This is a genomic window from Virgibacillus chiguensis, assembly GCF_900129865.1.
Lineage (GTDB): Bacteria > Bacillota > Bacilli > Bacillales > Amphibacillaceae > Virgibacillus > Virgibacillus chiguensis.
Genome location: NZ_FQXD01000010.1, coordinates 86,130 through 102,673 on the forward strand (window position 1 = coordinate 86,130; position 16,544 = coordinate 102,673).

Sequence of the window (16,544 nt, forward strand, 5' to 3'; positions counted from 1 at the left end):
AAAGCGCTCCTCCTCGTTCGGAAAACGCTCCCGTCCGTCGGAAAAGCGCTCAGCCCCGCGAGGGAAACCGCTCATGCCCGTCGAAAAGCGCTCCTGTTCCTGAAAAAATTGCTGTTCCACGCAGCAAGTCGCTTGCCAATCGATGGCAAGCTTGCTCGGATATGTCATTTTAGACAAAAAAGAGTATGAAGCAATCATCCGATGCTTCATACTCTTCTGCCTACCCATTATTTCCGACAATACCGTAAAAAACAAGCTTTGTAATGTCTTCTGTTATGGGTAAAATTTGTTGAAACACTTCTTTACGTTGAAAAGCTTCTTGAAAGATTTGTAAATAAACAAACAATGCTTCGTTCGATATGTTTTGGTCGATATAGCCTTGTCGTTTCCCTTCTTCAAAAAAATCCATCATCATGGGCACTGCTTTTTTACTGTATACATCTTGAATATAACTATCTTTTCTAGAATATATCTCCATAATTTTTTGGTAAAAGTTATCATTTATCTGTTTTGCTGTTTGGCTTTTATTAAAAATAACCGCCTTTATTTTTTGTGGGAATGTATCATTGCTCTTTATTAACTGCTCAAAATTTGCTAACTCAAGATCTATATAATAGTTGATGACTTCATCTATTAGAATGTCTTTGCTGACAAAATAGTTATAAATGGTAACTTGAGAAACATCTGCTTTACTGGCAATTTCTTTTATCGATACTTTTTGTACCCCGTATTCCATAAACAGATGAAGCGCTGCTTGTAAAATATCCGCTTTTTTCATTTCACGCCTTCTTTGAAACCCATCCATGTAGTTCACCTCAACACTAGTGTATTAAAAGAAATGAAATAAAACAACAAAAATATTTCATATCTTATTGTAAATGTATCATAAATTGTATAATATGAAATATATAAGTAAATTTATTTCATATTATACATTAGCGTACCATGTATTCGCTTTATAAACCTGAAGGGAATGATAAATGATGACAGTTTTACAAACAAAAAGTTTAACCAAACGTTTTGGAAAGTTCACTGCCTTAAATCAAGTCAATATAGACGTGAATGAAGGGGAGGTATATGGATTTATTGGACCTAATGGAGCAGGAAAATCGACTGCAATTCGTGTTTTGTTAGGGATTTTGAAAGCAACGAGTGGGGAAGCACGCATTTTTGGGATGGATGCTTGGAAAGATGCGGTGGCAATTCATAAACGGACGGCTTACGTGCCAGGAGATGTGCATCTTTGGCCAAATTTATCTGGCGGTGAAGTCATTGATTTATTTATTCAATTACGTGGTGGTGTTAAGAATAACCGTAAAGAAGAACTTATCCAACGTTTTGATTTAGATCCTAGCAAAAAATGTCGCACCTATTCAAAAGGGAATAGGCAAAAAGTTGCGTTAATAGCTGCTTTTTCCTCAGAAGCCGACTTATACATATTGGATGAGCCAACATCTGGACTCGATCCATTAATGGAGCAGGTTTTTCAATCTTGTGTGATGGAAGCAAAAGCAGCAGGAAAAAGCGTCTTATTATCTAGCCATATATTATCAGAAGTGGAAAAACTTTGTGATCACGTTGGAATTATTAGACAAGGGGAAATCATTGAATCAGGCTCTCTTCGTAAAATGCGACATTTAACGCGTACAAACTTACTAGTGGAAACGAAACAGCCGATTCTTGATTTGGGAAAACAAATTGGCGTCCATGAAATAGAAAAAGAAGGCGTTGAAGTAACATTCCAAGTTGATACAGAAAATTTAGATCAAATTATTCGGTATGTGAGCACGTTTGGAATTATAAAACTAGAAAGCGCTCCGCCAACTTTAGAAGATTTATTCATGCGGCATTATGAAGGAAAATGAGGGGAGGGATTGTATGAGTCACTTACTGTGGAAACAAACGGGGCGCTTATCACGCTTTCTTTTTAGGCAAAATCGTATTAGAATGCCTATTTGGATTCTTTCTATCGTTATGTTAACGTTAACGATTGCTGTATCGTTCACGGATTTATATGATAATAAGGCAGAAAGACAAGCAATTGCTGAAACGATGCATAATCCAGCGATGACGGCGATGGTAGGGAAAGGATACGGATTAGATGACTATACATTTGGGGCGATGATGGCTCATCAAATGCTATTATTTACAGCGATTATCGTTGCTGTTATGAGTATCTTGTTAGTAACTCGCCATACCCGTGCAGAAGAAGAGGATGGACGGATGGAGCTTATCCGATCACTTCCCACAGGGCGTTTAGCCAACTTGGGTGCCGTGCAAAACTTTGCCTTAGTAATAAATCTACTATTAGCTTTAATAGTAGGTATAGGGTTGTTTTCGCTTCGAATAGAGAGTATCGATGTCCAAGGTTCCTTATTATATGGAGCCTCACTCGGAGCAATTGGCTATTTCTTTGCTGCAATTACCGCTGTTTTTGCGCAGTTGTCTGAGAGCTCTAGAGGTGCAAATGGATTTGCTTTTTTACTTTTAGGTATGGCGTATATCGTTCGAGCAATTGGAGACGTCAGTAATGAGACGTTATCTTGGTTCTCGCCATTAGGCTGGATTTTAGGTGGAGAAGTTTTCGTCTCCAATTATTGGTGGCCAGTGCTGATTACCATTATGGCTTCGTTCTTCTTATGGTTACTCGCTCTTTATTTACATCATATTAGAGACATGGGTGCTGGCTTTCTACCTGCAATAGGTGGGAGAAGGCAGGCATCGAAATGGTTGACTACACCTATTGGATTGTTTGTTCGTATTCAACGCACAACAATGATTGCCTGGGCAATCGCTTTATTTGCTATAGGTGTGTCTTACGGTTCAGTACTTGGAGACTTAGACTCGTTTTTTGCTGATGTGGATATGATGCAACAAATGTTAAATCCGGTGGAAGGATATACGTTAATGGAACAATTCATTACTATGCTGATGAGCATTATGGCAATGATCAGCACGATCCCCGTATTGCTTGCTATGTTGAAAATCATTAGTGAAGAAAAAAAGAACCGTACGGAACATTTCCTTAGCCGTGCTGTTTCTCGTCCGCGTTTAATCGGTAGTTCTCTAGCAATTGCGTTTATCGTAGCGTTTTTTATGATCTCTCTTGCCGCAGTTGGTTTATGGAGTGCAGGGACTGCAGTTGTAGAAGACGGATTGGACTTTATGGTTGTGTATAAAGCTGCTATCGTCTATTTACCTGCTGTATGGGTCATGCTTGGAATTACAGTGACGTTAATTGGAATATCAGTGAAGTTTTCAAGTTTTGTTTGGGGTTATTTGTTGTATTCGTTCATTGTTGTTTATTTAGGAAATCTCCTACAATTCCCTGAGTGGATGATGAAGTTATCTCCATTCGGACATATTCCTCAACTACCTATTGAAGATATGGATTGGGGAGTGACCGTAAGTTTAACCTTGCTAGCGGTTGTTTTTATGTTCATCGGTTTTATTGGCTACCGAAAGCGTGATCTAGAAGGGTAATTTTATAAGGCGGCTTTCATTTTAATGCTTAATATTTGTGCGCGATTTCATGACAAAGCTGTCCATATAGCTTGAAGTAAGCATTCATATGCATCCAAATAAAAACTATATTGCGTATAACGTAACGTCATATGCTAATGTATAAGTATATAATACAATGAGCATTTGGTATAATTAACATAATGCCATGAAGGTTGTTCGGCTTTTTCATGTATAAATGAAGTTGAGTGCTTATGGAAGCTGGAGGTAGCGTTACATATGGAACATAATAAACGTCGTTTTACATCTTTTATCACTTTAATTCGTTCTACCAACATCCCAAAAGTCTCCCTTATTATGGGGCTTGTAGGAAGTATAATTACAACAATCGTTGGTTTAAGTATACCGTTGTTAACGAGAGAGCTAGTGGATGGTTTTTCTGTAGCTACCTTAAGTTGGACGCTCGTTGTTGTCATCGGGATTGTATTTATTTTGCAGGCCATTATTGATGGTGTTTCCACCTATCTATTAGCTGCAGTAGGTCAAAAAATTGTTGCCAGGCTTCGTGAACGCATGTGGTTAAAGCTTATTAAATTACCAGTGAGCTACTTTGATCGAACGAAAAGTGGGGAATCCGTTAGTCGTGTAGTCAATGATACTGGGATTGTGAAAGATCTTATTTCCCAACACTTTCCACAGTTTATCAGCGGGATTATTTCGATTATCGGCGCGGTTGCTATTTTATTAATTATGGATTGGAAAATGACGCTCATTATGCTTATCTCTGTACCTGTGACAATTATTTTTATGATACCTCTTGGGAGAAAAATGGCGTCCATTTCTCGAAGCCTGCAGGACGAAACAGCAAATTTTTCTGGAGATATTCAGCAAACATTAAGTGAAATACGACTGATGAAAGCTTCTACTGCAGAGCCATATGAGGCGAAAAAAGGTGTCCAAGGGATTGGCAAGCTACTTACACTTGGCTTGAAAGAGTCAAAAATTTTAGCTTTGATTGGGCCATTGATGTATTTTATCATTATGGCAGTAGTTGTCCTCATTATTGGTTATGGAGGAATTCGTGTAGCTAATGGAACCATGTCAACGGGTTCGCTAGTTGCCTTCCTACTTTATTTATTTCAAATCGTGATGCCGATTACGTCATTTGCTATGTTCTTTACCCAATTGCAAAAAGCACAAGGGGCTACAGAGAGAATTATTTCGATTTTGGATTTACCTGAAGAAGTCGATCGAGAAGGCTTTGTTAAGGAAAAGGTGAGTGAACCGATTCATGTGCAACATGTTTCGTTTGCGTATGAAGGGAACGATACGGTGCTTGAAGATGTATCGTTTACTGCAAAACCAGGGGAAATGGTTGCTTTTGCTGGTCCTAGTGGTGGTGGAAAAACAACTTTATTTGGTTTGTTAGAAAGGTTCTACCTTCCTACGTCAGGCGATATTTTGATTGGGGATCATTCCATACAAACGATCTCGCTCAAAGATTGGCGAAAGCAAATTGGTTATGTTTCTCAAGAAAGTGCTATGATGGCTGGAACGATTCGTGAAAATTTAACATACGGGCTAGAAGAAGTAGACGCTATTTCAGATGATCAGCTATGGGCGGTAGCTAAAATGGCGTATGCCGATGAATTTATTGCTGCATTTCCTGATCAATTGGATACGAAAGTAGGAGAAAGAGGTATTAAATTATCTGGCGGGCAACGACAACGTATCAATATTGCTCGCGCTTTTCTAAGAGATCCACAAATATTGATGATGGATGAGGCTACTGCGAGCTTAGATAGTCAATCGGAAAGAATTGTCCAACAGGCGTTAACAAAATTAATGCACGGAAGGACAACGTTTGTTATTGCGCATCGATTAGCGACGATTGTAAACGCAGATAAGATTATTTTTATAGAAAATGGCAAGATTACAGGTATTGGAAAGCATGAAGTGTTATTAGAGCAACATACTTTGTATCGAGAGTTTGCTGAGCAACAATTAACGAATGGCGAAAACAGTAACTAGCTAGTGTGTAAGCTTTTTAAGCTAGCTCACTGATGATGGGCTAGCTTATTTTTGCACTATAGGAAACTAATAATCAATCATGTGGGCATTACATTTTCCCCCCTAGCTATTTGTCTCCTCCAATGATTGCACTTCTATTTTCTTTCCAACAAACGGAAGAAGCGTGGTGGAAAGAGCTATTATCCAAGCAATGAGATTGCGATTATCGATTAAGAACACAGCCATTAAAGCATTTGTAGCAATCGTAAACGCGGTTATTACATGAATAACATGGATTCTTTGCATAATAGATCCTCCTGATGATATGTTTTATATTATATTGAAGCAAAAGAGCAAGAGAAGTTCGAATTGCAAACAATACGGATTATCTGTAAGGAGAGAATTGTCTATAATAACCAGATTTATTAATAAATAGTGACAATTCTCTTCGTTCATGTCGAAATGTTGAAATAATTTAAGTAATATATTGCATGTTTGTCGAAAACATAGTATGATGTATGTCATCAGCGATATATTGCATATTATATTGTTTAACTATTTTAACATCGGGAGAGAACATAATATATGAATAAAAAACTATCTTTTTCTAGTTATACAGCAATAGGCGTTATGTTGTTTGCCTTGTTTTTTGGAGCAGGTAATTTAATTTTTCCCGCCCAACTTGGTCAACTGGCGGGAGGTAACATTTGGCAAGCAGTAGCTGGATTTCTGATTACAGGAGTTGGACTACCTCTATTAGGTATTTTAGCTATGAGTTTTTCAAATAGTGAAAGTTTACAGGATTTAGCTGGAAGAATTCATCCTGTTTACGGTGTTTTATTTACATCTGTATTATATTTAACAATTGGGCCTTTTTTTGCAGCACCACGTACAGCTACAGTTGCTTATGATGTTGGTTTTTCTTCTTTTACGGCTGAAGAATTCTCACAAATCGGACTATTTATTTTTTCTTTTCTATTTTTTGTTATAACGATGCTATTTTCACTATATCCAGCAAAAATTGTCGATTATGTCGGTAAACTGTTAGCTCCAGGAATTGTTATATTACTACTTGTATTATTGACGTTTGTTTTTGTTAACCCGATGGGGCCAGCTGAAATGCCGCAAGACGGTTATGTGAGTGGAGCGTTTGTTAAAGGGTTTTTAGAAGGTTATAATACGATGGATGCACTGGCATCACTTGTATTTGGGATTATAGTGATTAAAGCTATCCGTTCCTTTGGAGTAACATCAAAAACAGAAATTATGCGCACCACAGCGAAGGCAGGAACTGTTGCAATTGCGTTACTTGCTACTATTTATGTCGGAATTGCTTATTTAGGAGCTACGAGTACGAGTGTCTATGGTATTTTTGACACAGGCGGCCCCGTTTTAAGTAGTGCAGCGACACATTATTTTGGGACAGCTGGCATGATTTTACTTGCGATCGTTATTACGTTAGCTTGTTTAACAACGAGTATTGGCTTAACAACTGCATGTTCGGAATATTTCCATTCTTTATATCCGAAGTTAAGTTACCGGAAGTTCGTATTACTGTTTACAATTGTTACTTTTACCATTGCGAACTTTGGATTGGCTAACATTATAAAATATTCAATACCCGTTTTAATGTTGATATACCCACTTGCCATTGTGTTAATGATATTAGCGTTTCTATCACCATTGTTTCACCATAAAAGAGCCGTTTATGTTTCCGTCACTTTAGTGACTTTTGGCATTAGTTTAGTTGATGGTTTGAAAACATTATGTGAGACGTTAGGTATCGCGTACTTTCCATGGTTAAAGCCAATTGTTTCTTTTTATGAATCGATGTTGCCTCTTTACAATCAAGGGCTTGGCTGGCTATTACCTGCTTTTATCGTATTGATTATATCTGGAACGGTTTTGAGATTAGTAAAGCCTTCTACGGTTCATGCTTCTTAACGTTCATGTTTCGTTATAGAAGGTATATATTTCTGATAGTCAAAACCACGCCATATGATTTTGCACAAAGCTAAGTTTTCTAAACTTGTACTATATTATGTTTAAAGAGTGTGACTTCAGCAATTTTGAGTGGTTTTTCCATTAAGAGCCAATTCGCTATTATTCATATGTGAAAATGATCTGCTGCAAAAATATGCGAGCAGATCATTTTCGTTTTTATCCTGTAGATAAGATGCTGTAAAATTCCATTTTAAGAATTGGAAGATGGGAGCTAGGTGTAAGTAGTAGAGTACAAAACTTATTTATTTTTCGTAAGCGGCCTTTAGGTCATATTTTTGAGCAATTAAATAAGCGGTGGAAGATAAAAGAAACCTCCCACTAATTAGCAAAAAAGAAGGTTTTCGCTATGAAAAGCTTAACAAATAGCCAAATTTCTAACATAGAGGATTGCTGTTGCAAATAGTAAAATTCTATGCTATGAGGGGGGGAGATGCGGTCATATTGCGAAAGGTGGTGCGAATGATAACGGACGAATATATGCACCTGAAGGGTTGGCGTGAGCCAAGTTCATGATTTACTACGTGTTGGGTTTACAGTTGACTACGCCTTTGTCAGGTATAGATGAGTTTCTTTTATATCTCCTGTATAAATTTATTGTGATGATTCAATTTCGTCTATCGTTCGTAACCAATTCTCTTTCATTATTGGTGATAATGCTTCTTTGTTACTGTTTTTTATTAGTTCAATAATTTTTGCATGCTCTTCGATCGATTTTTCAGTTAAAACAATGGAGTTATGAAAAAATAATCGTCTGACATGCGCTTGCAGATGTGCAATAATTCGCTGGATGTAAGGGTTGTTTGCTATATCAACAATGATTTGATGAAACTCTTCATCGATCTTTAATGCGGCATAGTAATTTTCGGAATGAATGGCTTTTGCAAATCTGTCGTTCGTTGTTTCTAGCAAGTCGAGGACATCTGTCGTTAAATTGTCTACCGCTAATTCAGCAGCCAAAGCTTGCAAAGCAGCTAAAGGCGGTAGCAATTCTTTCATCGATTCTTTTTCCACTTCGGTTACTTGTGTAGCTTTTCCAGGAAACATTTGAACAAATCCTTCTGTTTCCAATAGTTGCAGCGACTCTCTCACTGGTGTTCTGCTAATCCCCAATGCTTGCGCTAATTCTGAATCATTCAGCTTTTCACCGGGCTGTAATGTACCATCAATAATCCATTGCTGTATTTGATTATATGCGCTTTCTTTTGCTGATTGTCGAACAGGTTTCGAATGATTTACAGGTATAGGCATCTCTTTTCCCCCTTTACCGAATAAATATATTGTATAATCAATAGTATACATTAAAATAAGAAGTCATGGAAATATACAATATATTTGTGTTCTTTTCCCTTTTTGAAAAACTTTACTTGTCGAAAGTCGTATGGCGGAAAAACGCTGTCGTTTTTCTTATACAATAAAGGAGGCTTTATTTTATGGATGCTTACGAACAGTCTGTACAACGTGAACTCGCGCAGTGGCGAAAGAAGATGTATCAAAATCCTAATCTGTTTCATCAAGTATCTAAAAAAGCGCAAACGAAAATAAATAGTTGGATTCCTGCTAAGGCGCAACGTTTTATTACAGAAAGCATTAAAAATATGGTGAAAACTATGCTAGTAGGATCGCAACTTACGACTAAAAAAGCGCTTATTCCAGAAAAAAGTTTATACAAGCAGGATGCGCTAGTAAAAGAAAAATTAGAAAGCTATCGCAAAACAGCTACGATTGAGGGGGCTGGAACAGGAGCAGGAGGTATATTTCTTGGTTTGGCAGACTTTCCACTCTTATTGTCTATTAAGGTGAAGTTTTTATTTGAAACTGCGGCTATCTATGGTTTTGATACAAAAGAATACGAAGAACGGTTATTTATGTTACATGTTTTCCAGCTTGCTTTTTCTCGCGATGAAATGCGAAAACAAACGATGTATACGATTGAAAATTGGGAGCAGGAAAAACATAAGCTAGTTGAAATGGATTGGGAAGTGTTTCAACAAGAATATCGCGATTATATCGACTTGGTAAAATTACTGCAAATGGTGCCAGGATTTGGTGCGATAGTCGGTGCATATGCTAACTACAATTTATTGGACCAATTAGGAGACACGGCGATGAATGCATATCGCTTACGTCTACTGACACATCCGGGTGGTGGGTCTTTCATTTCTAAACAAGAATAAAGTAAAAAGCAGTTGGTATTTGGCTATATAGACAGATTCTTTTCAAACATGTAAAATAAATGATATTTTTATGCTATCGATAGTAGAATTAGACAGAAGGCGTCGTTTTTTTCCATAAAGAGTTGGCGCTAAACCAAGTTTTTCTAACACGATAGGAAATAAAAGTTTACAGGATGATCGTATAAGAAAATGACAGCTTTCGCCATATGACTTGGCGACAAGTAAAGTTTTCTAACCAAAGTAGAAGGGGTTTTACGTGTGAAACAAATACAAGCGAAGAAACAAATGTCACCTTCCTATGATCCTTGGGAAGCATATTTAGATGTGGAACAGCATGGAAAGATGACATTATCAAACATTGAATTTACTACAACAACGCTTTGTAATATGCGCTGTGCCCATTGCGCTGTTGGCTACACATTGCAAGCGAAAGACCCAGAAGCATTGCCAATGGAATTATTGCAGCAAAGGCTGGATGAAATTCCCCATTTGCGAACATTAAGCATAACGGGTGGCGAACCAATGATGTCCAAAAAATCGGTGCGCGAACATGTTGTGCCACTATTGCGCTATGCTCATCATCGTGGTGTGAAAACGCAAATAAATTCGAATCTGACGTTACCATATAGTAGATATGAAGCTATTATTCCGTATTTAGACGTTTTACATATTTCTCATAACTGGGGCACTGCCGATGAGTTTGCGGAAACAGGATTTGCAAAAATGGAGCGAAAACCTTCGTTAGAAAACCGGAAAAAATATTTTTCTAGAATGGTAGAAAATGCACAACGATTATCCGAGGAAGGTGTCATGGTATCAGCCGAAACGATGTTAAATCGTCGTACGTATCCATATTTGGAGAGCATACACGATCATGTTCTGGAGATGGGTTGTGCAAGACATGAAATTCATCCGATGTATCCCGTTGATTTTGCAAGCAACTTAGAAACGTTGACTTTGGATGAAATTCGTACTGGAATAGAACGATTACTTAATCATCGAAACCAAGAAGTTTGGATGTTATTTGGCACATTGCCGTTTTATCCATGTAGCTCGTCACAGGCTGATTTAGAACTGCAAAAACGTATATTTAAAGCGAAGAATGTTTCGGTAAGAAATGATCCAGATGGTCGTTCTCGCTTAAATGTGAATATATTTTCCGGGGACATCATTGTAACGGATTTTGGTGATGAACCGAAGCTCGGAAATGTACAAACGACTCGTTTACCGGAGGCTTATGAGCGCTGGCTGGCAACCGAAACGGCTACATCTCTTAACTGCCATTGTCCTGCTGTAAAATGTCTTGGCCCCAACGTATTAGTAAAGAACACATATTACAAAGACGTTGATTTTCAACAGCGACAAGCAAGGATCAAGCGATAAGAAAATTGTATAGGTAGTTTTGAACTACATGATAGGATAAGGAAATAGGCCCATCTTTCGCTAAAAGAGTAGGCGATAACGAAACATTTGGATGACATATACTGGAGGGGGATTGGATGGAAGTATGGGATCTTTATGATCGGAACCGAAACAAACTGAAGGAGATACATACGAGAGGGGAGCCAATACCTAAAGGGAAATATCATTTAGTTGTTCACGTTTGGATACAAAATGAACAAGGAGAATTGTTGCTTTCCAAACGGCATCCAGACAAGTCATATGGAGGTTATTGGGAATGTACAGGTGGCTCTGTGATCGCTGGAGAAAATAGTTTGCAAGGTGCCTGTAGGGAAGTAGCTGAAGAATTAGGTTTGCCTTTGCAAATGGAAACTGCGCAGTTACTTCAGCATGAGGTTAGAGAAAATCATCATCTTGACACGTGGTTGTTTTTTTCGAATATTGCCATCGAAGAACTTACCCTGCAACCGGAAGAAGTTATAGATGCGAAATGGGTGACGAAACAAACCTATCAACAAATGAGGGAACGAGGACAAATTGTTCCAACCATCCACGATTTTTACGCCTTAGTACCCTCCAAAAAACCTAGATATTGCTAAAATATTTAACAATATTTTGGTGTTGGGTATATACCATTAAAATGTAGACTCTGCTTCATTCGCGGAGTGTTGTTTTTTATTTTACTTCTCGGACTTTACTAAACAAAAATTATAAAAAAATGACGTACTTGACTACAGTAATCGTGGTAACTTTGGCATCATTCATTTTTTTCGCTTTAACATATCTATTTAGTGAAGACGGATGGGAAATTATGGGAAATTATGGGTAATTATTTCCTTGCGATTGTCATTGTAGTAGGCGCTTTGATTGGAACCTCCTTCCATTTATCCATTCAAAGTATAGATGAAATACAGATTAATGGAAGCAAAAAAGCACGGTACTTATGCCGTGTTTTTTGTGTTATAGGAAAGGGGACAGAAAGTGGGATAATTGATAACTCCTTTATTGTGCTTGTAAGAAAGATGCAAAGCGTAGCTATACATATCAGCAGTTGAACCCCACAATTCATAGGAATGATAGAACCCCTGCTATGGTTGCCCTTTATTGGCATACTTCTCTTTTTACTGAACGATATTTTCACAAACCTGTATGTCTAATTTCCTGTAATAGCTTATATACATAGTAGCAAGGAAGACATTATGTTGTGGAGGTAAGGTTGGTTTATGTTATGGGATATTTTGCAAGCATATGAAAAAATCATTCATAGCAGTATATCGATTATTGTATTACTAACTTTTTTCTTTTTACGCAAACGAGCGACTCGTTATTTATTTGCATTGTTATTGAAAATTAGTAATCATACATTAAACGGCATTTTTGTTCAGTTGCGTGCTTCTTTTGAAAGACCTATACAAGGGCTTATTGTCATTATGGGCTTATATATTGCTGTGGTCTTATTTCCATATGTTCATCATACAAACGCTTTTTTTCTGCAAGTGATTCGTTCTGCCATTATTTTTATATTTGGCTGGGGGTTATTTCATCTATCTTCTTCCTCCTCCTTGCTCTTTACAAAGTTGAATGAAAAATTTCAATTTAATATCGACTCTATTTTAATCCCTTTTTTATCAAAGGCAGTGAGGTTAATTATCGTTGCTATCTGTTTTAGCATTATTGCCCAGGAATTTGGTTATGATGTCAATGGGTTTGTTGCAGGTCTCGGTATTGGAGGGTTAGCTTTCGCACTGGCTGCTAAGGATGCGCTTGCTAATTTCTTTGGTGGGATCATCATCATCACGGAAAAACCATTTACGATTGATGATTGGATTTTAACCCCAAGTGTAGAAGGAACGGTAGAAGATATCTCTTTTCGTAGTACGAAAATACGTACATTTGCTCAAGCACTCGTTACCGTTCCCAATGCAACGCTAGCTAATGAATCCATCACAAATTGGAGTAAAATGGAAAAGCGACAAATTACATTTAATTTACGGGTGACCTATGACACTCCAAGAGATCGAATGGAGAATGTGATTGCGCAAATTAGAAAAAAACTGTTAGCAAACGAAGCGATTCATAAAGAGACTATTTTTGTTCATTTTGATCAATATCAGGAAAATGGTTTAGATATATTCTTATACTTTTTCACGAATACGACGGATTGGGGAGCGTATTTGCAAGTTAGAGAAGAAGTGAATCTAATGATTTTAGATATTTTGGAAAAAGAGCAAGTGACCATCGCGTTGCCTACACGAAAATTATTTGTCACAAATGAAGCGGATAACTTTTTGAAGCGTGTAAGGGGAGGGGAGGAAGGTTAGGGCGTAGTATAAAAGCTTTAAGGCACAACAACAAAGTGAGGTAAGTGCCTCTTAAAATCATTATAATGATTCAACTAACTGAAGTCACATTCATAGGAGAATGGAAAACTTCATCGGAATGTAGTTGTGATACGAGAACAACTACAAGCATGAGACCATTTTGGCTAAAAATGCTGAATATGGATATGGGTTCTAATGGTTGTGTTGCAACAATTTGAAGGCAGATAGAAAGAATTGTAAGACTTACACTTTCATAATGGCAAATGTGAACGGGGAAGCTTAAGTGGGAGATTACATCAAGTAACCCCCCCCTTTTTCCTTCAGAAGCCAGCCGCTTTAGCTTATACGTTTAGGCTATGTTCGTGGAGAATGAGAGAAAATCCTTACTGTTCTTTTATCCTTGCACAAAAGTAACAGCTATTTCTTTTATAGGTGCTTGTTTATATGTTGAAATCAGTCCTTGCTCGTAAATAGCTGTTTTCGTCACCTGCTTATACGGGTAAGTGAATGTTGTTGCTGATGAAAATGGAAGTTGTGATAGTTGAATTGTTTGTTTATCTTGCCACGTCGTTTCTAGTAGTTGATTTGTAAAGCCTTTCAATTTAGCTGATAATGGGATCCCATTTTTAAAGAAAGGGTGCGTGTTTTCTCCTGGTTTATTGAGGCAAATAAATAAAGAAAGATTATCACAAAGCTGCAATAAATCAAGATGGATAGCTAATGTTTCTTCATCAAACTGTTTCAGAGAACTTATGATTCGTTGTTGTCTCCTTCTTTCTTGATCAACAAATTGTTTACTATAGTAAGAAGTATCTTTTTCAAGAAACCGCGTATAGTGTAAGCTGCATAACAAACCCGCATACAAATCTGCGGAAGCGACTTTTTCGATTCCAGCGGTATATAACACTGTCTTAGCCGGCGTTGGAAAATCTGTGAAATTGTAAGGTGCTTGCGATTGGTCATTCCAAAATGGTTCTTCATCAAACGGTCTCCATCCAACATCATGTTGTTGGATGGCATAAATGGCTGAATCGTGGTATGGAGATTGCGGTAAATATGCTTTGTTCCAATGTTTAATCATACTTTCAGATATGCGAGCATGTTGATCTTGCTCTATGAAGATAAAGCTATTTTGTTGCTTACGAATAATCAATGAAACAGCCTCCTTTTTAATTGGAAGTAAGAAATGAATGCTTTTATTATATATTCCTCATTTTACACGAAAGGAAACGAACATACTTGCTATAAAATTTCATCCTATTCTGTTATGGCGATTTTAGCAGAGCTTATTTTTCTATATATGAATCCAAAGTCATTTCTCATTTGGAAGTGTTTTTACGAAATAGATGCCAAACTTACACGAATAGATTGACAAGAAATTATTTTACCTATACAATTACTTACTATAAATAACTTTATATTAAATGGTAATTATAAGGGAGTGCGGTAATGGAGGCGAAGTTTTTTGGTCATTCGGTGGCTCATGTCAACGAAGTTTCGATTTACGTGACAAATTTAGAGTATTCACTGGCATTTTATCAATATTTGTTCGATTTTTCTTTATTAGAGAAATCTCAACATCAAGCTGTACTGTCAGCAAATGGTGCTACTCCAATATTAACTTTGGAACAGCCAGAATCTGTTTTATCGAAACAACAGGGGAGAACAGGGCTGTATCATTTTGCTATACTGCTTCCAAATAGAAGTGATTTGGCATCATTCTTACAGTTTTGTTTAGAGGAACAAATTCCTTTTGGGGCCTCAGACCATCACGTTAGTGAAGCGATTTATTTAACAGACCCAGATGGAAATGGAATAGAAGTGTATCGTGATCGCCCGTCAAGTAGATGGAAGTGGGATGATGATCAAATAATGATGACAACACATCAGTTAGATACAGCTGGATTGTTGGCGGAACCATCTAGTAATTGGGAGGGTGCACCAAAGGAAAGTCTGATAGGACATATACACTTACATGTAAACAATTTGGAACAAGCGAAAGCGTTTTATGTGAAAATACTAGGTTTTACAGAAGTAGCCCATTACCCAGGAGCATTATTTTTATCAACTGGTGACTATCATCACCATATTGCTATAAATGTTTGGAATGGAGAAAATGCTCTACCACCAGAAAAATATAGTGCTGGTCTAAAGTATTTTTCTATTGCATTTCCGAAAGCGCAAGCAATAGATCTAATTCATGATCAGTTAAAGAAAAAGGGATGGCATTCGATTCGAGCAAAGGATGGGGAGGGGTTATACGTTGACGACCCGTCTGGAAATAAAATTTTTCTATCCGTATAAGCTACTGTCAGATTTGGATTTCAAAAGGAGAAAAGATCCAACGGGATTTTAACAATCAGTGAGGGAGAAAAACAAGCGTTATATTAGAACAAGCGAAGGGGACTTTGCTTGTTTTGTTATGGTCTTAGAAAATCCCTGTCTATGCCAGGGGTTCCAGAAAGCTTCTAGCGTGGGGTCAAAAAAGCCTCTCTTCATGGTAAGATAAGGTTGGTTTCCCGACCACCAAATCTCACCATAGAAGGAGGCATGTCCAATGAAGGACAAGAATAGTTTAGCACACACGCAATGGAGATGTAAGTATCATTTAGTTTTTGCACCAAAATATAGAAGACAAATTATCTATGGAAATATAAAAAAAAGTATAGGGGAAATAATTAGAGAACTCTGCGAAAGAAAAGATGTTGAAATACCCGAAGTAAATGCATGCAGAGACCACGTCCATATGTTGGTGAGTATACCACCAAAACAGAGTGTATCTCAATTTATGGGTTATTTAACCACGTCCGGCTCCAGCGCCCAGCCACTAGGTGACTTCACGAAATCGCCCTAAGCTAAGTCATCATCGGTTCGTTCTAAATAGGAAGATGGACTAAAGAGGGTTTGACAGAGGGCGCCGGCATACTTCTGTTGCAGGAGCATAATTCCTAAGACTTTCGTTGATTCGTTCCAGTTGCTACGTTGCTAACTGGGCGCCCTGAGCCTTTTTTCTTTGCTAGTAGAAAGTATGAAATTACTATGATTTATAGTATAAGCAAAGCGATGGTGTTTTTTTTCAAGGCTTTCTAATAACGTTTTTGCTACATATACGTTAAAATGTGTAGTGGTTAGTGAACTACTCACCACTTAGCTTCGCTTGAAGTGGGAGCTT

14 protein-coding genes and 1 pseudogene are annotated in these 16,544 nt (G+C 37.5%); 10 read left to right on the forward strand and 5 right to left on the reverse strand.

Annotation, left to right across the window (positions count from 1 at the left end):
- Together BUB45_RS20205 and BUB45_RS12240 are read right to left on the reverse strand one after the other, a co-directional pair.
- Window positions 1–210, reverse strand: a 210-nt coding sequence (locus tag BUB45_RS20205; RefSeq protein ID WP_212590771.1) for a hypothetical protein, incomplete at its 3' end; no start/stop codon positions are given.
- 10 nt (window positions 211–220) lie between these two features.
- Entirely contained in the window at window positions 221–778 is a 558-nt protein-coding gene (locus BUB45_RS12240; RefSeq protein ID WP_244527729.1) for a TetR/AcrR family transcriptional regulator, read from the reverse strand.
- Between the two features lie 205 nt (window positions 779–983).
- Between BUB45_RS12240 and BUB45_RS12245 the strand changes: the two genes are divergently transcribed.
- From BUB45_RS12245 to BUB45_RS12255, 3 genes are all read left to right on the forward strand, one after another.
- Window positions 984–1,865 (forward strand): ABC transporter ATP-binding protein, encoded by an 882-nt coding sequence (locus BUB45_RS12245; protein ID WP_073009855.1) that lies wholly within the window; start codon window positions 984–986, stop codon window positions 1,863–1,865.
- Window positions 1,866–1,878: 13 nt separating this feature from the next.
- A complete protein-coding gene (locus tag BUB45_RS12250) occupies window positions 1,879–3,483 on the forward strand; it encodes an ABC transporter permease (RefSeq protein WP_073009704.1) in 1,605 nt (534 codons plus the stop codon).
- Window positions 3,484–3,741: 258 nt separating this feature from the next.
- On the forward strand, window positions 3,742–5,493 hold the full coding sequence (locus BUB45_RS12255) for an ABC transporter ATP-binding protein (RefSeq protein ID WP_073009707.1): 1,752 nt from the start codon (window positions 3,742–3,744) through the stop codon (window positions 5,491–5,493).
- 102 nt (window positions 5,494–5,595) lie between these two features.
- On the opposite strand, the gene BUB45_RS12260 is transcribed toward BUB45_RS12255, so the two are convergent.
- On the reverse strand, window positions 5,596–5,778 hold the full coding sequence (locus BUB45_RS12260) for a hypothetical protein (protein WP_073009710.1): 183 nt from the start codon (window positions 5,776–5,778) through the stop codon (window positions 5,596–5,598).
- A 279-nt stretch (window positions 5,779–6,057) separates the two neighbouring features.
- Here BUB45_RS12260 and brnQ point away from each other — a divergent pair, with 279 nt between their 5' ends.
- Window positions 6,058–7,416, forward strand: a complete 1,359-nt coding sequence (gene brnQ / locus BUB45_RS12265) for a branched-chain amino acid transport system II carrier protein (RefSeq protein ID WP_073009713.1) — start codon at window positions 6,058–6,060, stop codon at window positions 7,414–7,416.
- A gap of 651 nt (window positions 7,417–8,067) precedes the next feature.
- Here the strand turns inward: brnQ and BUB45_RS12270 are convergent.
- Window positions 8,068–8,724: a GntR family transcriptional regulator gene (locus BUB45_RS12270; RefSeq protein ID WP_073009716.1), complete on the reverse strand. Its 657-nt coding sequence runs from the start codon at window positions 8,722–8,724 to the stop codon at window positions 8,068–8,070.
- Window positions 8,725–8,906: 182 nt separating this feature from the next.
- On the opposite strand from BUB45_RS12270, the gene BUB45_RS12275 reads away from it, so the two are divergent.
- The 4 genes from BUB45_RS12275 to BUB45_RS12295 all read left to right on the forward strand — a co-directional run bounded on the left by BUB45_RS12275 (window position 8,907) and on the right by BUB45_RS12295 (window position 13,372).
- Window positions 8,907–9,650: an EcsC family protein gene (locus tag BUB45_RS12275; RefSeq protein ID WP_073009719.1), complete on the forward strand. Its 744-nt coding sequence runs from the start codon at window positions 8,907–8,909 to the stop codon at window positions 9,648–9,650.
- Window positions 9,651–9,935: 285 nt separating this feature from the next.
- Window positions 9,936–11,033, forward strand: coding sequence for a radical SAM/CxCxxxxC motif protein YfkAB (gene yfkAB, locus BUB45_RS12280; protein WP_073009856.1), 1,098 nt, complete (start codon window positions 9,936–9,938; stop codon window positions 11,031–11,033).
- 116 nt (window positions 11,034–11,149) lie between these two features.
- Window positions 11,150–11,650, forward strand: a complete 501-nt coding sequence (locus tag BUB45_RS12285; RefSeq protein WP_073009722.1) for an NUDIX hydrolase — start codon at window positions 11,150–11,152, stop codon at window positions 11,648–11,650.
- 624 nt (window positions 11,651–12,274) lie between these two features.
- Entirely contained in the window at window positions 12,275–13,372 is a 1,098-nt protein-coding gene (locus BUB45_RS12295) for a mechanosensitive ion channel family protein (protein WP_073009728.1), read from the forward strand.
- A 394-nt stretch (window positions 13,373–13,766) separates the two neighbouring features.
- Here the strand turns inward: BUB45_RS12295 and BUB45_RS12300 are convergent, their stop codons facing one another.
- Window positions 13,767–14,525 carry a DUF3891 family protein gene (locus BUB45_RS12300; RefSeq protein WP_073009731.1) on the reverse strand — a complete coding sequence of 253 codons (759 nt, stop codon included), beginning with the start codon at window positions 14,523–14,525 and terminating at the stop codon, window positions 13,767–13,769.
- A 296-nt stretch (window positions 14,526–14,821) separates the two neighbouring features.
- On the opposite strand from BUB45_RS12300, the gene BUB45_RS12310 reads away from it, so the two are divergent.
- Window positions 14,822–15,676 carry a VOC family protein gene (locus tag BUB45_RS12310; RefSeq protein ID WP_073009736.1) on the forward strand — a complete coding sequence of 285 codons (855 nt, stop codon included), beginning with the start codon at window positions 14,822–14,824 and terminating at the stop codon, window positions 15,674–15,676.
- Between the two features lie 253 nt (window positions 15,677–15,929).
- Window positions 15,930–16,187: pseudogene (tnpA, locus tag BUB45_RS12315) on the forward strand (IS200/IS605 family transposase); the annotation flags it as partial.
- Window positions 16,188–16,544: the final 357 nt, after the last annotated feature.